Annotated in this window: 17 protein-coding genes; 7 read left to right on the top strand and 10 right to left on the bottom strand. The window is 72.6% G+C overall.

All coding sequences use genetic code 11. The features are described 5' to 3' along the window. Window positions 1–127: 127 nt before the first annotated feature. From coaD to AB1460_RS06690, 3 genes are read right to left on the bottom strand one after another with little or no spacing between them, the layout of a single operon-like run. Window positions 128–616: a pantetheine-phosphate adenylyltransferase gene (coaD, locus tag AB1460_RS06680; RefSeq protein ID WP_368959724.1), complete on the bottom strand. Its 489-nt coding sequence runs from the start codon at window positions 614–616 to the stop codon at window positions 128–130. Further along, complete coding sequence (gene rsmD, locus AB1460_RS06685; protein WP_368959725.1) at window positions 613–1170, bottom strand: 16S rRNA (guanine(966)-N(2))-methyltransferase RsmD; 558 nt, start codon at window positions 1168–1170, stop codon at window positions 613–615. Before rsmD ends, coaD begins: the two co-directional genes overlap by 4 nt. Window positions 1171–1177: 7 nt before the next feature. Further along, a complete protein-coding gene (locus tag AB1460_RS06690) occupies window positions 1178–3502 on the bottom strand; it encodes an ATP-dependent DNA helicase RecG (protein WP_368959726.1) in 2325 nt (774 codons plus the stop codon). 236 nt (window positions 3503–3738) lie between these two features. On the opposite strand from AB1460_RS06690, the gene rpmB reads away from it, so the two are divergent. Both rpmB and AB1460_RS06700 read left to right on the top strand, forming a co-directional pair. After that, window positions 3739–3927: a 50S ribosomal protein L28 gene (gene rpmB, locus AB1460_RS06695; RefSeq protein WP_026311627.1), complete on the top strand. Its 189-nt coding sequence runs from the start codon at window positions 3739–3741 to the stop codon at window positions 3925–3927. 139 nt (window positions 3928–4066) lie between these two features. Beyond that, on the top strand, window positions 4067–5170 hold the full coding sequence (locus AB1460_RS06700; RefSeq protein ID WP_368959727.1) for a D-alanine--D-alanine ligase family protein: 1104 nt from the start codon (window positions 4067–4069) through the stop codon (window positions 5168–5170). Between the two features lie 89 nt (window positions 5171–5259). On the opposite strand, the gene AB1460_RS06705 is transcribed toward AB1460_RS06700, so the two are convergent. Then, a complete protein-coding gene (locus tag AB1460_RS06705) occupies window positions 5260–5721 on the bottom strand; it encodes a DUF3515 family protein (protein WP_368959728.1) in 462 nt (153 codons plus the stop codon). Window positions 5722–5836: 115 nt separating this feature from the next. Further along, a complete protein-coding gene (locus AB1460_RS06710) occupies window positions 5837–6070 on the bottom strand; it encodes an Lrp/AsnC family transcriptional regulator (protein ID WP_018640576.1) in 234 nt (77 codons plus the stop codon). 210 nt (window positions 6071–6280) lie between these two features. On the opposite strand from AB1460_RS06710, the gene thiD reads away from it, so the two are divergent. Together thiD and murA are read left to right on the top strand one after the other, a co-directional pair. Then, window positions 6281–7114: a bifunctional hydroxymethylpyrimidine kinase/phosphomethylpyrimidine kinase gene (thiD, locus tag AB1460_RS06715; protein ID WP_368959729.1), complete on the top strand. Its 834-nt coding sequence runs from the start codon at window positions 6281–6283 to the stop codon at window positions 7112–7114. A 284-nt stretch (window positions 7115–7398) separates the two neighbouring features. Further along, window positions 7399–8799, top strand: coding sequence for a UDP-N-acetylglucosamine 1-carboxyvinyltransferase (murA, locus tag AB1460_RS06720; RefSeq protein WP_368959746.1), 1401 nt, complete (start codon window positions 7399–7401; stop codon window positions 8797–8799). A gap of 25 nt (window positions 8800–8824) precedes the next feature. Here murA and AB1460_RS06725 read toward each other — a convergent pair whose 3' ends face one another. Both AB1460_RS06725 and AB1460_RS06730 read right to left on the bottom strand, forming a co-directional pair. Next, the gene (locus AB1460_RS06725; protein WP_368959730.1) at window positions 8825–9832 is read right to left on the bottom strand and encodes an NAD(P)H-dependent glycerol-3-phosphate dehydrogenase; all 1008 of its coding nucleotides are present in this window, start codon (window positions 9830–9832) and stop codon (window positions 8825–8827) included. Further along, entirely contained in the window at window positions 9829–10716 is an 888-nt protein-coding gene (locus AB1460_RS06730; protein WP_368959731.1) for a lysophospholipid acyltransferase family protein, read from the bottom strand. Before AB1460_RS06730 ends, AB1460_RS06725 begins: the two co-directional genes overlap by 4 nt. A gap of 136 nt (window positions 10717–10852) precedes the next feature. On the opposite strand from AB1460_RS06730, the gene cofC reads away from it, so the two are divergent. Continuing rightward, window positions 10853–11545 carry a 2-phospho-L-lactate guanylyltransferase gene (cofC, locus tag AB1460_RS06735; protein ID WP_071082501.1) on the top strand — a complete coding sequence of 231 codons (693 nt, stop codon included), beginning with the start codon at window positions 10853–10855 and terminating at the stop codon, window positions 11543–11545. Continuing rightward, the gene (locus AB1460_RS06740) at window positions 11542–12342 is read left to right on the top strand and encodes a cyclase family protein (RefSeq protein ID WP_368959732.1); all 801 of its coding nucleotides are present in this window, start codon (window positions 11542–11544) and stop codon (window positions 12340–12342) included. The genes cofC and AB1460_RS06740 overlap by 4 nt, the downstream gene beginning before the upstream one ends. On the opposite strand, the gene AB1460_RS06745 is transcribed toward AB1460_RS06740, so the two are convergent. Both AB1460_RS06745 and AB1460_RS06750 read right to left on the bottom strand, forming a co-directional pair. Next, window positions 12318–14714, bottom strand: a complete 2397-nt coding sequence (locus tag AB1460_RS06745; RefSeq protein ID WP_368959733.1) for a putative bifunctional diguanylate cyclase/phosphodiesterase — start codon at window positions 14712–14714, stop codon at window positions 12318–12320. The two genes, AB1460_RS06740 and AB1460_RS06745, sit on opposite strands and share 25 nt — an antisense overlap. 405 nt (window positions 14715–15119) lie before the next feature. Beyond that, on the bottom strand, window positions 15120–16181 hold the full coding sequence (locus AB1460_RS06750; protein WP_368959734.1) for a transglutaminase family protein: 1062 nt from the start codon (window positions 16179–16181) through the stop codon (window positions 15120–15122). Window positions 16182–16370: 189 nt separating this feature from the next. Here AB1460_RS06750 and AB1460_RS06755 point away from each other — a divergent pair, with 189 nt between their 5' ends. Beyond that, window positions 16371–18584, top strand: a complete 2214-nt coding sequence (locus tag AB1460_RS06755; RefSeq protein ID WP_368959735.1) for an RNA degradosome polyphosphate kinase — start codon at window positions 16371–16373, stop codon at window positions 18582–18584. A 135-nt stretch (window positions 18585–18719) separates the two neighbouring features. Here the strand turns inward: AB1460_RS06755 and AB1460_RS06760 are convergent, their stop codons facing one another. Then, a complete protein-coding gene (locus AB1460_RS06760) occupies window positions 18720–19004 on the bottom strand; it encodes an HU family DNA-binding protein (protein ID WP_018640566.1) in 285 nt (94 codons plus the stop codon). Window positions 19005–19165 lie beyond the last annotated feature (161 nt).

Genomic DNA, 19165 nt, shown 5'->3' on the forward strand with positions numbered 1-19165 from the left:
CGCAACGTGACGCTTCGACCGCAACCCGCACGTATCACACGGATGCGGCAACCCCCGAAGGGCCAGCCTCCCGACCCGCGACGAGCACCGCGGACAGGGAGGGTGGCCGGACTCCGAGGGTGGGTGCTTACGAGGCCGAGCGGTCGCGCAGTCCCTTGAGCACGATGTCGGGCACCAGGCCCGACACGTCGCCGCCGTAGCGCGCGACCTCCTTCACCAGGCTCGACGAGAGGAACGCGTACTGCGGGTTGGTGCTCATGAACAGCGTCTCCACTCCCGCCAGCGAGTTGTTCATCTGCGCCATTTGGAGCTCGTAGTCGAAGTCGCTCACCGCACGCAGGCCCTTGACGATGGACTGGACCCCCCGCACACGGCAGAAGTCGACCAGCAGGCCATGCGACGTGTCCACGACGACGTTGGTGGGCGAGTCGGGATGACTTCGCACCGCCTGCCGGATGAAATCCATCCGCTCGTCGATCGTGAACAGGGTGGCCTTCGTCTTGTTGATCCCAACGGCCACGACGACCTCGTCAAAGAGCCTGCTGGCCCTGACGATGATGTCGAGGTGACCATTGGTGATGGGGTCGAACGATCCAGGACAGACTGCCCTCCTCATGATCGATTACCGTACCAGAGGACACCCTCTCCGTACCTGCGCTCACGGAGCGCGACAATCCCGTCAGGCCAGGTCACGGGCGCCCCCCGGGCTGCCCGCTCGACCACGCAGACACCGCCTCCCGCCAGCCACCCGCCGCTGGCCAACCGCCCCAGCACGACGCCGACCTCGGCGTCGGGCAGGGCGTAGGGCGGGTCGAGGAAGACGACGTCGTACGGCTCGGCCGGATCGACCTCCACCACCCGCGTGACAGGCGAGCGGACCACCTCGGCGCCGGGCAGCCCGAGCGCCTCGACGTTGCGGCGCAGTACCCGTACGACGCCCGGATCCCTGTCGACCAGCAGGACGTGGGCCGCTCCGCGGGACAACGCCTCGAGGCCGACGGCACCGGAGCCCGCGTAGAGATCAGCCACCCGGGCGCCAGTCAGGTCGATCAGGGTCGCCAGGGTGTTGAACAGACCTTCCCTCGTCCGGTCGGACGTCGGTCTCGTCGTGCCGCCCGGTGGCACGACCAGGCGCCGTCCACCGGCCCGCCCACCCACGATCCGCGTCACTGCCGGGTCAACCCTTCTCCAGGAAGGCCACACTCGTCTCGTCCAGCGCCTCGGCGAGCTGGCGGCGCAGCACCGGGAGCGACCGGAGCTCGGGATCCTCGGCCACGATCGTGGCGGCCTCCTCGCGCGCGGCGAGAATGAGGTCCTCGTCCCGCAGCAGCTCCAGCAGGCGCAGGGATCGGCGGCCGCCCGACTGGGCGGCGCCCAGGACGTCGCCCTCCCGGCGTTGCGCCAGGTCGAGCAGCGCCAGCTGAGCGCCATCCGTGGTCGAGGCGACGGCGCGCAGCCGCTCGGCGGCCGGCGCCGCCGCCTCGACGCAGGTCTGCAGCAGACAGACACCGGGAGCCCGGCCACGCCCGACCCGCCCGCGGAGCTGGTGAAGCTGGGACACACCGAACCAGTCAGCGTCCAGCACGATCATCACGGTGGCGTTCGGGACGTCGACGCCGACCTCGATGACGGTGGTCGCCACCAGCACGTCGACCTGGCCCGCCGCGAAGCGGGTCATCACGTCCTCCCGGACCGCTGCCGGCATCCGCCCGTGCAGGCCCTCGACCCGCAGACCGGCGAGCTCCCCCGCCGCCAGCCGGGGCAGCGTCTCGGTGACTGTCGCGCCGACCCGCTCGCCGGGGCCGCTCTGTTCGCCGGCGCCGCCCCACGCGCGGTCGCCGTCCTGCCTGCCGGCGGCACCGGGCTCGGCAAGACCGGACTCGGCGTCGTCCTCCGTTCCCTCGCCGACCCGCGGGCACACCACGTACGCCTGGTGCCCGGCGGCGACCTCCTCCCGCACGCGCCCCCACATCCGTGTCATCAGCACCGTGTTCACCTCGGGGACGACGAACGTCGAGATCGGGGACCGGCCGGCCGGGAGCTGGTCCAGCACGGAGACCTCGAGGTCACCGAAGACCGTCATCGCGACCGTGCGCGGGATGGGCGTGGCGGTCATGACCAGCAGATGAGGAGGCCGGCGGCCGCGGGAGCGCAGCTCGTCGCGCTGTTCCACCCCGAACCGGTGCTGCTCGTCGACCACGACCAGCGCGAGGTCGCGAAAGGTGACATCCGCGCCGAGCAGCGCATGGGTGCCGACGACGAGGCCCACACTGCCGTCGGCGATCGCGGCGAGCGCCTCGCGCCGGGCCCGCGCGGGCATCGACCCGGTCAGCAGCGCGATCCGGGTCGCCGGGCCGTCGACGCCGAGTTCGCCGGCGCGGGCCCGGTCACCGAGCAGGGCGAGCAGGCTGCGGTGATGCTGGGACGCGAGCGTCTCGGTGGGTGCCAGCAACGCAGCCTGGCCGCCCGAGTCGACCGCCGTCAGCATCGCCCGCACAGCGACGACGGTCTTGCCCGAACCGACCTCGCCCTGCAGCAGCCGGTGCATGGGGTAGGCCTTGGCCATCTCCGCATCGATGGTCTCGCCGACCGAGCGCTGGCCTTCGGTGAGGTCGTAGGGCAGCCCGGCGTCGAAGGCGTCACGCAGCCCGCCGGGCCGGCCCGGCCGGGCCTCGGTCGCGACCAGCTCCGCCTGGCGACGGCGGCGGGCCAGGGCCACCTGGACCACCATGGCCTCGTCCCACTTGAGCCGGACGCGGGCGGCGGCCACCTCAGCCCGCGAGGCGGGCCGGTGGACGAGCTCGTAGGCCCGCCGAAGCCCGACCAGCCGGTGCCGGGCACGCACCGGGCCCGGCAACGGATCGTCGATCTCGCCGAGCGAGTCGAAGACCAGCCGCAGGCAGTGGACGATGGTCCAGCTCGCGACCTTGGCCGTGGCCGGATAGATCGGGACCAGCGAGCCGGCGAAGTCGACCGGCCGCTCGCCGGCCGCACTGGTCTCGCTGGCTTCGGCTCCGCCATCGCCGCCCCGCTCACCGCCGGGTTCCTCCGGGTCGGCGGGGCCGTCGAGCAGGTGCACCTCGGGGTGGATGAGCTGGCGGCGCCCCCGGAACTCGGCGACCTTGCCCGCGAACATCGCGGTCGTTCCGGGGACGAGCGCCTTGGCCCGCCACTGCTGGTTGAAGAAGACCAGGGAGAGCTGGCCGTTGCCGTCGGTGACGGTGATCTCCAGCCGGCCGTTCTCCCGCCGGCGCGCCCGCTCGGACGGGTCGCGCCGGGCCTTGTGCACGACGACCTTCGTGACCCGTGCCTGTACCGTGGCGATCTCACCCACCACGAGTTCGTTCAGGTCGGTGAGCTCGCCGCGCTCGTGATAGCGCCGGGGAAGATGGTTGAGGAGATCACCGATCGTCAGCAGATCCAGCTCGCTGGCGAGAAGCGCAGCGGAGCGGGCGCCGAGAGGCCCCTTCAGCGGCGAGTCGAGATCGAGCACACCATGCATAGTGCACCTGGCCACCGACAGTTCCCGCCGCCCCAGCCACCTTCGCCGCCCCAGCCACCTTCACGGCACCGGAGCGTGGCCCGCCGGGCTCGGAGCGGCACAGGGCATCGGCCCGCGCGGGCCGGCCCGTCGTGATTGGGCGTTGCTAGGGTAGCCTCACAGTCGACTACAGGCTAGAGCGGCCGGTGATTCCCGGCCATCGCTATTGACCCAATCGCTATTGACGGAGTGTTCTCGTGTCTTCGGTGTGTGACGTCTGCGGCAAGGGGCCGGGCTTCGGCATGTCGGTCTCCCACTCCCACCGGCGCACCCGCCGTCGCTGGAACCCCAACATCCAGACCGTCCGCGCCATGGTCGGCCGGACGCCCAAGCGGCTCAACGTGTGCACGTCCTGCCTGAAGGCGGGCAAGGTCAGCCGCGGCTGACCTGCACCGGTCAGCCTGATCGGCTGGCCAGGCGGGGCCCAGGAGCCCCGTGGTGGCGTCCTCGCCGGGCTGGTGAAACCCTGGCCGGTCGCACGGGCCCCGTAGCGCCGGGCAGGCAGGCATCGGCTACTGTCCCGGCATGGGAGCCTCCACGCGCAGGACTCGGCTCGTTCTTCTGTTCGGCGGGCGCAGTACGGAGCACGCGATCTCGTGCGTGTCGGCCGGCGGAGTCCTGCGGGCTCTGGACCGGTCCCGTTATGACGTGATCCCGGTCGGTATCGATACCGAGGGCCGCTGGGTCGTCGTGCCCGACGACAGCCCCACCCTCACCGCGGCGGGTGCCGACCTCCCCACCGTCGACGCGACGGCCGGTCTTGGCGTGACCCTTCCGCCAGACCCGACCACCGCCCGCCTGCTGGTCCGTGACCCGGTGGCCACCCTGCGGGACCTGGGCCCCATTGACGTGGTCTTCCCTCTCCTGCACGGACCGTTCGGCGAGGACGGCACCATTCAGGGCCTGCTGGAGATGAGCGGGTTGCCCTATGTCGGCTCCGGCGTGTTCGCGAGCGCCGCGGCCATGGACAAGCACCACATGAAGCGCATCCTGGCCAGCGCCGGGCTTCCGGTCGGTCCCTACAGCGTCCTGCGGCCGGAACAGCGCCTCACCGAGGAGGACCGCGACCGGCTCGGGCTGCCGGTCTTCGTCAAGCCCGCGCGCGGGGGCTCCAGCATCGGGATCAGCCGGGTCGACGCCTGGGCCGACCTGGACACCGCGCTGAAGGCGGCCCGCGCCAGCGACCCCAAGGTGCTCGTCGAAGCGGCGGTCGGGGGCCGGGAGATCGAGTGCGGCGTGCTGGACCGCCTGGACGGCTCGGGGCCGGAGGCCAGCGCACCGGCCGAGGTCGTGGTGACGTCGTCCGCCGGCTTCTACGATTTCGAGGCGAAGTACGTCTCCGACGGTGCCCGCTTCGACGTGCCGGCCGCCCTGCCGGCCGCGATGAGCGAGCAGGTGCGTGCGACGGCTGTCGCCGCGTTCGAGGCGCTCGACTGCGCCGGGCTGGCACGGGTGGACATGTTCGTCACCCCCGCCGGGCAGATCGTCCTCAACGAGGTGAACACGATGCCGGGATTCACCCCGATGTCGATGTTCCCGCGGATGTGGGCGGCCAGTGGCCTCGACTACGGGCCGCTGGTGGACCGTCTCATCCAGCTGGCCCTGCGCGACGGCTCTGGTCTGCGCTGACCACGCAAGCCGCCGGCGTGGCAGGAGAGGGGCCATGGCCAGCCCGGGCAAGGGGCCCCGCGCGGGCGCGGCGGGGCGGGGCGGCCTGGTCAGGCCGTGGTGGCGCGGGTGTGCGCGCTGACGGCGGCAGCCAGCGCCACCAGGACCTCGAAGGCCTGCCGGTCCGCCGGCAGGGTGACAACGACCTGGGGTGCCCTGGTCGGGGTCGAGTACCGGATCCGGTCACCGACGTCCTCCGAGAACCAGCCGACCCCGTCGACCTCGGAGAGCAGCGAGGTTGGCTGGTATCCGGCCGCGACACCCGAGGCACCGCAGGTGACAACGACCGGATCCGGGCCGAACGCGGCCGCTGTGGCGACGGGAGGCTCCACCTCTCGACGCTCGAGGCCCTTGCCCAGCGAGCCGGGCAGGGCGCCCGCCAGTGCCGAACAGGCAGCCTGGTCCTCAGCGGCCGGGGTGGGCACTCCCGTGATCGACACCGGGCCGGGCCCACCACAGGCGGTGAGCGACGCCGCCGCGAGACAGGCGAAACCGGCAAGGCGGGACGGCAACGACCGCCCCCTCCATCTCGCGCCGGTTCCTTCTCCTCGCACCCCACGCTGCCCCAGCGACCCACACCGGCGCACGCCGCCGTCGCCTCCCGTGATGACGTTCAGTAGCCCGCCGTCAGAAGTGGACCACGGGACAGGTCAGGGTGCGGGTGATGCCGTCCACGGCCTGGACCCGGGACATCACGAGCTTGCCCAGGTCATCCACGCTTGACGCCTGTGCACGCACAATGACGTCATATGGGCCGGTCACATCTTCGGCCTGGGTGACCCCCGGGATCTGCTCGATCTCCTTGGCCACCGATGCCGACTTGCCGACCTCGGTCTGGATAAGGATATACGCGTGTACCACAGACGCTCCCTCGTCGGACGTCGACAGCCCGTCGAGCAGACACGGGCTGACAGAAGGTAACAGGCAAACGGGCCGGATGAGAGGGTCTGAGGCGAGGAATTTGCTCTGATCGCCCGACTGACGCGGAGGAACCGCGCCCCACCGGCGGTGAACTCGGCCTTTGGCGGCCTCTCACCCCCGCTCCCACCCGCACTGTGAGGATCCCCACGCATGACCCCATCAGTACGGCGGGTACCCGCCCCGCCACGGGTGCTGACCGTCGCCGGCTCTGATTCCGGTGGCGGTGCCGGCATCCAGGCGGACCTGAAGACGATGCTCGCACTCGGCGTGCACGGGATGAGCGCAGTTGTGTCGGTCACCGCACAGAACTCGGTGGGCGTGCACGGCGTCTGGGACCTGCCGCCCGAGGCGGTACGCGCCCAGATCCGCGCCGTCGCCGACGACATCGGCCTGGACGCCGTCAAGACGGGCATGCTCTCGTCCGCGGCGCTCGTCGAGACCGTGGCACGCGAGCTGGCCACACTCGGGGTGCCCAGCGTCGTCGACCCGGTCGGCGTCTCCAAGCACGGTGACCCGCTGCTGGCTGCCGACGCGGTGGAGGTGGTTCGCTCCGAACTCCTTCCCCACGCCACCGTCGTCACACCGAACCTGGACGAGGTGCGCCTGCTGACCGGCGTGGATGTTCACAGCGAGACCACGATGCGCAGGGCTGCCGAGGCCCTGCTCGCCTTCGGCCCCACCTGGGCCCTCGTCAAGGGCGGCCACCTGGCCGGCGACGCCGTGGACCTGCTCACTGACGGCTCGTGCGACGTCTGGCTACGCTCGACTCGGCTGCAGTGCCCCCACACCCACGGGACGGGCTGTACCCTCGCCTCCGCCATCGCCGCCCACCTGGCGCGCGGGGACGACGTCCCGACGGCGGCGCGGGCCGCCAAGAGATACGTGACCGGTGCGATCGCCGCAGGGTTCCCCCTGGGCGCCGGCATCGGCCCGGTGGACCACGCACACCTGACTCGGCACAGCCGACCCGGCACAGCCGACTGACCCGGCACAGCCGACCCGGAGCTCGCGGTGGACCCGCCGGGCTGCCGTTGACAGCAGCTGATGTTCCCACAGCGCGAGATTCGAACACACTTTCGAATCGACGTCCAGCGGGCACGCCCGTGGGCCTCGCGGAGCCGATCCGGGCGTCTGATTGAATCTCCCCGGCCACAGCTGGAGCGCTCGCACAGCGGGCCCGGACGCACCATGCGATGTGACGCATCTCAAACCCTGGCGCAATCGACCCACCGTCGTGGAGGCAGCCCGTGAGGGAAACCAGTACCAGCATGATCACTCCCCCGGGCGCTGACCAGCACTGGTACACGATCGTCGGTGGCGCGCCGCTGACCGGGTCCGTGGAGGTCTCCGGGGCGAAGAACTCGGTCACGAAGCTGCTCGTCGCCACCCTGCTCACCCCCGAGCCGTGCACCCTGACCAAGGTGCCGCGCATCGTCGAGGTGGACGTCGTGCTCGGCATGCTCGCCGAGCTGGGCACCCAGGTCGAATGGCTGGACGCGCACACGGTGCGGGTCGCGACGCCACGGATCGTCGACGCGTCGCTCGCCGAGGCCTACTCCGGGGTCAACCGGATCCCCATCCTGATGATGGGCCCGCTGCTGCACCGGGTCGGCGAGGCGGTCGTTCCCCTGCCCGGTGGGTGCCGGATCGGCAAGCGCCCGGTCGACTTCCACCTGCGCGGACTGCGCGCGATGGGTGCCGAGATCACCGAGCAGCTGCGCTCGGTCGAGGTCAAGACACTGGGTCTGCACGGGGCGCACGTGACGCTGCCGTTCCCGAGCGTCGGAGCGACCGAGAACCTGCTGCTCGCGGCCGTCCGCGCCAAGGGCACCACGGTGATCTCCAACGCCGCAGTGGAGCCCGAGATCATCGACCTCATCCTGTTCCTGCAGCAGATGGGCGCGCTGGTCGACGTCGAGGTCGACCGCACGATCGTCGTACAGGGCGTCGAGGCCCTGCACGGGGCGACGCACGCGCCGATCCCCGACCGGATCGAGGTCGCCTCGTTCGCCGCGGCGGCGGTCGCGACGAACGGCCGGGTGGACGTCGTCGGCGCCCGCCAGGAGCATGTCGCCACCTTCCTCAACCACCTGCGCCGGCTCGGCGGCGAGTTCGAGGTCAGCCCGCACGGCCTGACGTTCCGGCGGGCGCGCGAGCTCACCGCGACCCACGTCCAGACCGACGTCCACCCGGGTTACATGACCGACTGGCAGCAGCCGCTGACGGTCCTGCTCACCCAGGCCAAGGGCGTGTCGGTGATCCACGAGACGATCTACGAGGACCGGTTCGGCTACACCCGCCAGCTCAACGAGATGGGCGCGGACATCGCGCTGTCGACGATCTGCCTCGGCGGCAAGGGATGCCGGTTCGCCTCCCGCGACTTCGAGCACTCGGCCGTCGTCAGCGGGCCCACCCCGTTGCGCGGCACGGACCTGGAGATTCCCGACCTGCGGGCCGGCTTCGCCTACGTGATGGCCGCGCTCATCGCGGAGGGATCCAGCCTGATCCGCGGCACTCGTTTCCTGGAACGCGGCTACGAGGACCCGGTCGGCAAGCTCCGGTCGATCGGTGCGCTGATCGAGACCTGCCCGGCAGGCCCCCCCGCGCCGGATGTCGCCTCGGTGCCGGCCTCGGTGACGGCCTCGGTGACGGGCGCCGCGGCCGGCTGAGCGCCGCCAGCCGACTCCCCCGCGGTCAGGGGGTGCGGTACTCCGGGCCGGGCTCGCGGCTCATCAGGTCCTTCACCGCCTCCAGCGGCGGCAGGCCCTCGTAAAGCACCCGCTCGACCTGCCGGGTGATGGGCATCGACACGCCGAGGCGTTCGGCGAGGGCGAGCAGCGGCCGGCAGGAGCGGACCCCCTCGGCGACCTGGTGCTGCTGCGCGAGTACCTGGTCCAGGGTCATGCCACGGCCCAGCTTCTCACCGAACGTCCGGTTCCGTGACAGTGGGGAGCCGCAGGTGGCCACCAGGTCACCGAGCCCGGCCAGGCCGGCGAACGTCATCGGCTCGGCGCCCAGCGCGGCGCCGAGCCGGGTGGTCTCGGCCAGCCCCCGGGTGATCAGCGAGGCCTGGCTGTTGGTGCCGAAGCCCATGCCCTCCAGCATCCCGGCGGCGAGCGCGATGACGTTCTTCACCGCCCCGCCGAGCTCGCATCCGACGACGTCACCGTTGGTGTAGGGCCGTAGGTAGGGCGTCCAGCAGGCAGCCTGCACAGCGTGCGCGGTGGACGCCGAGGCGCTGGCGATCACGGTGGCGGCGGGATGTTCGGCCGCGATCTCGCGGGCCAGGTTCGGCCCGCTGACGACCGCGATGCGCTCCGGCCCGACCCCGGCGGTCTGCGCGATCACCTCGCTCATCCGTCGGCTGCTGCCGGCCTCGATTCCCTTCATCAGGCTGACGTAGACGGCCTGGGAGCCCACCAGCGGTGCCCAGTCGGTCAGGCAGGCCCGCAGCGCGTGCGACGGCACCGCCAGCACCACCAGGTCGGCACCGGGAAGTGCCTGTTCGGGACGGATCGTGGCACGGACGAGGTCGGGCAGCCGGACGTTCGCGAGGTACCGGGGGTTCACGTGACGGGCGTTGATCGCGTCCGCGATCTCCTGGTCACGGGCGACCAGCGTGACCCGGGCGCCGGCGTCCCCGAGCACCTTGGCGAACACGGTGCCCCACGAGCCGGCGGTGAGCACTGCCGCGCGCCTCACCTGCCGCCTCCGGGGTGGGCCGTCGACCCCGCGTCCGACTCGCTACCGGACGCGGTGCCGGCCTCTGCACCGGCCGCGGCGTCGGCCGGAGCCACCTGCCGAGGCGGGATGACCTCCTGGCCCGGCCGGGGCATCACGGCCGGCCTCGAGGCACCGCGGATCCGCTCCAGTTCCGTGGTCAGCCCGGCCATCACCGCCTCGGTCACCTCGCGCAACAGCGGCGCCAGCCCGCCGGACCCGTGCTCGCCACCAGCCGACTGATCGCCGTCGGTCGCCATGGTCGGCCTGACCAGCGGTTCCGCCCGCGCGGCGAAACGGGCGAGGTCCACCGGCGGACCGGCATGGATCCGGACCTCGGGGCGGGCGAACAGCCGCAGCCGGCGCTCCCGCCCCCAGATGCGCTGGGCGCCCCACTGGGCCACCGGAATCACCGGCGCCCCGGTCGCGAGGGCGAGCCGCGCCACGCCGGTACGCGCCGGCCTCGGCCAGTAGTCCGGGTCGGTGGTGATCCCGCCCTCGGGATAGATGACCAGGGCCCGCCCGGCCCGCAGCGCCGCGATCGCGTCGCGCAACGCCTCCTGGGCGTTGGGATCCCGGCGGTGTACCGGGATCTGGCCGGCACCGGCCAGCACATGGCGCAGGATCGGAACCTCCCACAGATCGCTCGTCGCCATGAACCGGGGATTACGCCCAGTGGCGTACACATAGTGCGCGAGCAGGGGTGGGTCCACTGTCGAGAGGTGGTTCGCGACCAGGATGACGCCCCCCGACCCGGGGATGTTCTCCTGACCTGACCAGCGTCGGCGGGTCAGCAGCCACGACAGGGGCCGGATGACGGCCGCGGCGAACGCGATCCAGAACCCTCCACGCCACGGTCGTCTCATGAACGCGCAGTCTTGCTCAGTGCCGGGAACGCTGTCGAGTTCGCCTTCGTCCCGCCATGGCACGACATCCGCACGGCACCGCCGGGGACGCCCAAGGCCGGGCCCTCGAGGGCCGGGATGTCCTATCGTCGGCGCTGTGCAGCCCGCCGAGAGCACGCCGCCCTGGGTCGCGCTGGTGCCGCTGAAGCCGCTCGGAGCCGCCAAGTCCCGGCTGGACCATCCGGCGCGCCGCTCGCTGGCACTGGCGATGGCTCTGGACACCGCCGCCGCCGTCCTGGACGCCGGGAGCGACGCGGTGGGGGCGCTGATCGTCGTCACCGACGACCGCGCGGCCCGGGACGCGCTGACCGGCCTGGCCCGGGCGCGGGGGCTCGCCGAGCGGCTGCTGGTGACCGCCGACGAGCCGCGGGGCGGGCTGAACCCGGCGTTCGCGCACGCGGCGGCACTCGCCCGCGTCCTGTACCCGGGCTGGGGCACCGCCGCGCTGTCCGCGGATCTCCCGGCGCTTCGCCCGCAGCAGGTACGGCGGGCCCTCGCCGCCGCGCCCGTGGCCGGCCACGGCGTGCTGGCCGACGCGGCCGGCACGGGCACCGTCCTGCTCAGTGCCGCCGCCGGCACCGACCTGCACCCGAGGTTCGGCCCCGGCAGCTTCGCCGCACACCGGGATTCCGGCGCGGTCGACCTCACCCTGCTGCTCACCGACCAGGTGCCGGGTCTGCGCCGTGACGTCGACACGGTCGCCGACCTCGCGGTGGCCCGGGCGCTCGGGCTGGGCCCGGCCACCAGCAGCGTCCTCGCGGCCGCCCCGTCGCCCCGCAGCGCGGCGTGAGGGACGTCCCGGGCGGACCAGGTGGCCTCGGCGCGCTGCGGGTGGTGAGCCTCGCCCACGTGCACGACCCCGCGGTGACACCGGTGTTCCCGGGAGATCCGGAGTTCACCCTGACGACGGCGGCGACGATCGAGCGCGACGGCTACTACCTCCAGCGGGTGTCCCGCGGAGAGCACACCGGGACGCACTGGGGGGCACCCGGCCACTTCGAGCCCGGCGGCGCCCTCGCCGACGAGCTGTGCCCCGCCGATCTCTTCCTTCCCGCGGTACGGATCGATGTGCGTGCCGCCGTCGCCGCGGACCAGGACTACCAGGTGAGCATGGCCGACCTGGTGGCCTTCGAGCGTCGGCACGGGCGCATCCCGGCCGGTGCCGCGGTCATCGCCTGGACCGGGTGGTCGGACCGCTGGGGAACCGCGGCCTACCCGAACCTGGACGGGCAGGGCCGGATGCACCAGCCCGGCTTCAGCCTTGAGGCGGCCCGCTGGCTGATCGGGACGGGACGGCTCGGTCGGCGCGGGGCACTGGGTTCGGACACCTTCGGACCTGATCCGGGTCTGGACGCCACCTTCGCGGTCTCCCGGGAGCTCTTCCATGAACATCGCATTTCCCTGGAGAACCTGGCGAATCTTCAGGATCTCCCGGCGGCGGGGGCCTGGGTGCTCGCCGGCGGCGCGGTGAACCGGGCCGGGTCGGGCTCGGCCGCCACCGTGTTCGGCCTGATCCCCCGGCAACCATGCGCCGGCGGGCGCCGGATCCGGACCGTCCGCCATCAGGATGGCCGTCGCCACCGCTGAGGCTCATCGGCCCTGCCATCGCCGTCGGCCCTGCCATCGCAGCCGGCTCCGGCCCCATCGGCCCCGCCGGTGTTCTCGTCGATGCGGGCCAGGCCGGCCAGCGGACCCGGCCGGGCGAAGAGGAACCCCTGGCCGAGCTCGCAGCCGAGCCGGTCGAGCTCCACCAGCTGCGCCTCGCGTTCGATGCCCTCGGCGATCACGACCGCGCCGAGCGAGTGGGCGACGTCGATCATCGACCGCCGCAGGTTCGCGGAGCGGCTTCCGTCCATGGGCGCCTCGATGAGCGTGCGGTCCAGCTTGACGACGTCCACCGGCAGCCGGTGCAGCACCGCCAGGTTGGTGTTGCCGGAGCCCATGTCGTCCAGTGCGATCCTGACGCCGAGGCTGCGCACCTCCGACAGGACGTCCGCCGCGGCGCCGAGGTCGGTGATCCGGCTGGTCTCGGTGACCTCGACCACGAGCCGCCGTGGGTCGAGCCGGCTCGCCGCGAGCACCCGGGCGACGCTGTCGCGCAGCCTGATGTCGGTGATGCGGCTGGCTGACACGTTCACGTGCAGGCGCAGCCGGGAGCCGCTCGGGTAGGCCAGGGCGACCTCGGTGCAGGCCCTGGTGAGCACCAGGTCGTCGAGGAGCCCGACCATGCCGCCGCTTTCCGCCGCGGCGACGAACGTCCCTGGTGAGACCGGCCCGCGGCCCGGATCCGTCCACCGGGCAAGTGCCTCGAGCGCGACCGGGCGCCCGTCCCGCAGCCTGACGATCGGCTGGTAGTGGACGTCGAAGCCAGCGGAACGCCCGCCCCTGCGCAGCGCGGTGGCCAGCGCGTCCGCCAGGTGCGCGCCCGCGTCGGGCGAGGTCATCCCCGGCCGGTAGGTCACCAGGCGGTCCTTGCCCGAGCACTTCGCCACCTGCACGGCGGTCTCGGCGTGACGCAGCAGCGACTCCCCCGTCTCGTGGCTGCGCCGGGCCACGGCGAGTCCCACACTCGCGCGGATCGACCGCTGGCGGCCGCCGACCGACACCGGATGGCGCAACGCGGCCAGCACCCGCTCGCCGACCACCTCCGGCGACTCTCTCCCGCCGGCGAGCAGCACCGCGAACTCGTCCGCGCCGACCCGGGCGACCAGGTCGGACGTCCGCACACAGTGCCGTAGCCGGTGGGCGACGGTGCGCAGCAGGTGGTCGCCGGCTGCAGGCCCGAGGCTGTCGTTGAGGACGCTGAAGTCGTCCAGGTCGCAGTAGAGGACGGCGATCTCGGCGCCCGGGGCTGGCGCACCGGTGCGCCAGCTGTCGGTCAGGGCGCCGCGCAGCCGGTGGTGGAACAGCGCCCGGTTGGCCAGCTCGGTGAGCGGGTCGTGAAACGCCCGGTGGTGCAGCTCCCGCTCGGCGGCGTCGACGCGCAGCACCAGCCGCCGCCCCGTGCGGGCGGCGGCCAGCCGGTCCGCGACCATGCCCGCGACCAGGGCGGCCGCCAGCCCGACCTCGACGCCGTCGAGACGGTGGCCGCTGGCGACGCCGGTGAGGACCACCGCGGCCGCGGCGCCGGCCAACAGCGTGGGGACGACCAGGAACGCGCGCCGCTCGGTCACCTTCGCGGCGGCCGGGCGGCGGGTGGCGATGAGGATGAACGCGCACCCGGCGATCGGCACGACCCCGAGGAGGGCCGGGGGGGCGGCCGGCCCGGGCGTGCCCCGCAGCAGCGACGTCGACGCGGCGATCAGAACCAGCCCGACGGCCGCGGCGAGGATCCGGATCCGGTCGGTGAGCCGGCGCAGGGCGGACGCATGGAAGGACGCGAGTACCACCAGCATGGCGCCGGTCGGGTAGCCGAGCGCGATGGCGCGTTCCCACCCGTCCTGCGCCGCGGTCCGCAGTGCCGGGCGGATGCCCAGCGCCCAGCCGACGAGGATCACTGAGCAGACCAGCAGAAACCGGTCTGCCAGCCCGCCGGCACCGCCGCCGGGCCCCGGTGTCAGTGCGCCGAGAACGTCGGGGCCAGCGGGGGCGGAGCGGGCGGTGGCGGCGGTGAAGCCACCGCGGCCACCGTCGCCGGGGGTCCCGGCGGGCAACGGGGGCAGATCCGGCTGGTCGGGCGGGCGGCGCGGGCGGGCGGTCGGCGCGGCCGCGAGCGCGGCCAGGGCGAGCACCGGCATGGCCAGATAGCCGGCGTCGGCAGGGGTGGGCCGGTGGGGCCGCTGGCCGTCCCGCCCGTCGATGACCCACGCCGACTGGCCGGCGGCCCAGGCGACGAGGGCGGCCGCGACCCAGATCAGCCATCGGCCGTGGGCCCGCCCGAGCCGGCGACCCGTCCAGACGCAGCCCGCCGCGGCGGCCAGACCTGCCGCGATCGCGACACCGTCGAGCAACAGCGGCACGCCCGCCCCTCCTCCCCTGTGATCCGGTGGCGATCCGGTGGCCCGACCGGCCGCCCGGCCACTCACCCGGCCAGTCGCCCGATCCCGGGCAGGCTCCCCCTGCACACGCCGGCCGGGCAAGGTCGGCCAGCTGCGGCAGAGGTCATGGCGGCTGGTCGGGGCTGACGGCGCGTCGCGGGCCGGCGCCTCGGAGGTGATCCGGCCACTGCGAGGGGTCACTGACCGCGGCACACGGCCGCGGCACGCTCGTCGAAGTACTCCCGCGAACCAGGACATCCCATGCGTGGTCGACCATTCGACGCTGAGACACCAGCTCGGCGGAGAGCCCCACGCGTCACCGTATCTTGTGATCGGCCAAACACAAAGAGTGTCCACCTGTGGTGCGCGCGGCGCGTCGGTCCACCTTCACCCCGGGGCGCGGCGCTGGGGACCCCCAGATCGGACATCCGCTATCGGCCCGCGTCGGCGCACCTCGAGGACGTCCACCCGCTGGGTCGCGGTGAGGGCGCCGCGACCCGCGCCGACGTAGCGGCCCGAGGTGGGGGCGACGTCGTGATAGTCCCGGCCGACCGCGACCGTGACGTAGCGAAGGTCCGCGACCCGGTTGTGGCAGGGGTCGAACGCCACCGCCGCCGCGGCCGCCCCCCCGGGCGTCACCGCCACCGGCCCGTGTCCGGGCACGGGCACGGGCATGGGCACGGGTGCCGGCACCGGCGAGGCGTCGGTCCGGGCGCCCAGCGGGCCCAGGCCTCCCGCCCGGAGGATGCCGGCCGGCACCACGACCTCCACCCAGGCGTGCGAGGCACCCTCACCGAGCATGTGCCCCGAGACGTAGCGGGCGGGGATGCCGACTGCCCGGCACATCGCGATCATGACGTGGGCCTGGTCCTGGCAGACCCCGTGGCCGCCGGCGAGCGCCTGGGCGGCGGTCGTACCCACGTCCGTGCTGCCCGAGACGTACTCGATCCGCTGGTACACCCAGCCGCAGACGCGGCGGGCGGTGGCCACCGGGTCGCTGCCGGCCAGCGAGCGGGCCGCGTCGATCATGGTGGCGGTGGGCGTCGTGAGCGGGGTGGGGGCGAGCAGCCGCCGGCTGCTCAGCGCGGACGCGGGCAGCTCGGGCCAGCCGAGGTCCGCGAACCGTTCCACCACGAGGGTGATGTCGAAGTCCAGCGTCGGCGGGACCACGTCGACGCTGATGGTGGCGATCTGGAGGCCGTCGGGCCCACGAGCCCAGGTCGTCCGGGCGTCCGGGGCGGAGACCCGCAGGTCGACAGAGCGCCGCAGCTGCCCGCCGTGGCGGGGCGGCGGCACGGCTATGAGGCGGTGTTCCAGGTCCGTCGCGGCGCCGTCGTAGGTGTAGCGGAACCGCTGGCGGACCCGGTAGGTGACCTGCTCGGCACCGTCGAGTTCACCTGGCTCGGGGGCGGCATCCCCCGCCGCGACCGCCTCGGATGCTCGCGCCACGCCCTCGATCGTCGCCCGGTCCTGTTTCCCGCCCGTTAACGGAAACCGGGCCGGTTCCGCCGCGTCACCAAACAACGCCAACACGGAACATCATCATTGCCCGGACGACAGGCCTCATCCGCACGAAAACCTCACTTCGTCACACATCGCGGCTGCCGAGTTCACCGGGAGCTGGCAGCATGAGCAACCATGAGCGACCTCGTTGCGACCCGGCCGGACCAGCCGCAACGAAAAGCGCGGAGCGCGCTGCTGGAGCCCCTGGAGGCCCCTCGAACGCCGGCCCCGTCGGATCTTCCGCCGGACCGGTACATCAACCGGGAGAAGTCCTGGCTTGATTTCAACTCCCGCGTCCTCTCGCTCGCCGAGGACGTCGCCACTCCGCTGCTGGAACGGGCCAAGTTCCTGGCGATCTTCGCCAGCAACCTGGACGAGTTCTACATGGTGCGGGTGGCCGGGCTGATGCGCCGGGACGCGACGCGGCTCGCGGTCCGCTCCGCGGACGGGCTGACCGCCCGTGAGCAGCTCGATCTGATCAGCCGCACGACCGCCGAGCTGACCGCGCGGCACTCCCGCTGCTTCACCGACGAGGTCGCGCCATCGCTCGCCCACGCGGGCATCACGATCAAACTGTGGCATCAGCTCGGGCCGTCACAGCGGGAGGGGCTGCGGAACTACTTCCACGAGCAGATCTTCCCGGTGCTGACGCCGCTGGCCGTCGATCCCGCCCACCCGTTTCCGTACATCAGCGGCCTGTCGCTGAACCTCGCCGTCGCTGTCCGTGCGCCCGGGGGGGAATCCGAACGTTTCGCCCGGGTGAAGGTTCCGCAGAACGTTCCGCGGCTGATCCGGGTGGGCCCCGACGAGCCCGCGGGGGAACGCCCCGGCGGGGAGATGATCCGGCCCGCGCAGGACGACTCCACCGCCTGCTTCGTGCCACTCGAGGAGGTCATCGCGGCCCATCTCGGGCAGCTTTTCCCGGGTATGGAGGTCGTCGACTCGCACCTGTTCCGGGTCACCCGCAACGCGGACCTGGAGGTCGAGGAGGACGAGGCCGAGGACCTGCTGCAGGCGCTGGAGCGCGAGCTGGCACGGCGCCGGTTCGGGCCCGCCGTGCGCCTCGAGGTCGACGCCGACATCGACGAGGACCTTCTCAGCCTGCTGATGCGTGAGCTGGAGGTCACCGACCGCGAGGTCCACCGGGTGCGCGGCCCGCTGGACATGTCCGTGCTGTGGGCTCTCTACGATCTCGACCGCCCGGAGCTCAAGGACTCCCCACGGGTGCCCGTCACCCATCCCCGCCTGCTCAACGACGAGGGCGAGCCGTCCGACTTCTTCAGCGTGCTGCGCGAGGCCGACGTCCTCGTGCACCATCCGTACGACTCGTTCACGACCTCGGTGCAGCGGTTCATCGAGCAGGCGGCAGCCGACCCGCACGTCCTGGCCATCAAGCAGACGCTGTACCGGACGTCCGGCGACTCGCCGATCGTCGACGCGCTGGTTGCCGCGGCCGAGGCCGGCAAGCAGGTGGTCGTCCTGGTCGAGATCAAGGCACGGTTCGACGAGAGCGCCAACATCCGCTGGGCCCGCGAGCTCGAACGGGCCGGGTGCCATGTCGTCTACGGCCTGATCGGCCTCAAGACGCACTGCAAGATCTGCCTCGTGGTGCGCCAGGAACGCGGTGGCCTGCGCCGCTACTGCCATGTCGGCACCGGGAACTACAACCCGAAGACCGCGCGGCTCTACGAGGACCTGGGCCTGCTCACCGCCGCGCCGGACGTCGGCGCCGACCTGACCGACCTGTTCAACGTCCTGACCGGGTACAGCCGCCAGACGGAGTACCGGTCACTGCTCGTCGCGCCACAGCACATGCGGGACGGGATCGTCGAGCGCATCGAGGCTGAGGCCGAGGCCGCCCGTGAGGGCCGCGAGTGCGGCATCCGGATCAAGGTCAACAGCCTGGTCGACGAGAAGATCATCGACGCGCTGTACCGGGCGTCGATGGCCGGAGTGCCGATCCACTGCCTGGTCCGCGGGATCTGCTCGCTACGGCCGGGGGTCCCCGGGCTCTCCGAGACGGTGCATGTCCGGTCGATCCTCGGACGGTTCCTGGAGCACAGCAGGGTCCTGGAGTTCGCCTCGGCCGGTGAGCACTGGATCGGCAGCGCCGACATGATGCACCGCAACCTCGACCGGCGGATCGAGGCGCTCGTGCGGGTTCCGCACGCCGAACGCCAGGCCACGGTACGCGGGATGCTCGACCGTGCCTTCTCCGACGGCGTCTCCGCCTGGGTCCTCGCGGCCGACGGGCGCTGGGAGCGGCACACGACCGGCCCGGATGACGCGCGCCTGGCGGACTACCAGCAGGACCTCATGGGCCAGGCGTACGAGCGCGGCCGCCGCTGAGCCGCTGGCAGGGGCAGGGGTCCGCTCGCCCCCGCCGCCGAGCCGCTCCTCGCGCTGGCGCGTCCCGGCACGGCCTGTTCGGCCCAGGGCCGCGCCGGAACGCGGCCGCGCGAGGGCACGGCCGCGGCGTCGACTTCAGTCGCTGCTCGTCGAGACGCTGGCCTTGAACTCCGAACCGGGACGGAACTTCGGCACCACGGACGCGGCGACGTGCACGGGCTCGCCGGTCGCGGGGTTGCGGCCGGTGCGGGCGGCACGCTCCACGCGCTCGAACACACCGAAACCGGTGATCGTGACCTTCTCGCCGCCGGCCACGGCTTCCTGGATCGCGTCGAACACCGCGTCGACGGCCTTGGTGGCGTTCGCCCGCCCGCCCTCGATCTGCTGAGCGATGCGGTCAACCAACTGGGACTTGTTCACAACAACCTCCGGACGCCCCCGCGCTTGACGGGGTGGGGAGCAGATCGGGCATCACACTGCGCTGCACCGTAGGCATCTCCACTGTCGAGGGCAATTCCCATGAGCGTGTCGCGTCACACAAACCCGCACGTCAGCGGGTTCGCGTCGAGTGGCTACCGCTT

The organism is Parafrankia sp. FMc2 (genome assembly GCF_041008525.1).
Taxonomy (GTDB): domain Bacteria; phylum Actinomycetota; class Actinomycetes; order Frankiales; family Frankiaceae; genus Parafrankia.

Bases quoted from the DNA above. Each gene is read 5' to 3' on its own strand.
- coaD (WP_368959724.1), bottom strand. From the start codon at position 616: ATGAGGAGGGCAGTCTGTCCTGGATCGTTCGACCCCATCACCAATGGT.
- AB1460_RS06690 (WP_368959726.1), bottom strand. From the start codon at position 3,502: ATGCATGGTGTGCTCGATCTCGACTCGCCGCTGAAGGGGCCTCTCGGC.
- AB1460_RS06700 (WP_368959727.1), top strand. From the start codon at position 4,067: ATGGGAGCCTCCACGCGCAGGACTCGGCTCGTTCTTCTGTTCGGCGGG.
- thiD (WP_368959729.1), top strand. From the start codon at position 6,281: ATGACCCCATCAGTACGGCGGGTACCCGCCCCGCCACGGGTGCTGACC.
- murA (WP_368959746.1), top strand. From the start codon at position 7,399: ATGATCACTCCCCCGGGCGCTGACCAGCACTGGTACACGATCGTCGGT.
- AB1460_RS06730 (WP_368959731.1), bottom strand. From the start codon at position 10,716: ATGAGACGACCGTGGCGTGGAGGGTTCTGGATCGCGTTCGCCGCGGCC.
- AB1460_RS06755 (WP_368959735.1), top strand. From the start codon at position 16,371: ATGAGCGACCTCGTTGCGACCCGGCCGGACCAGCCGCAACGAAAAGCG.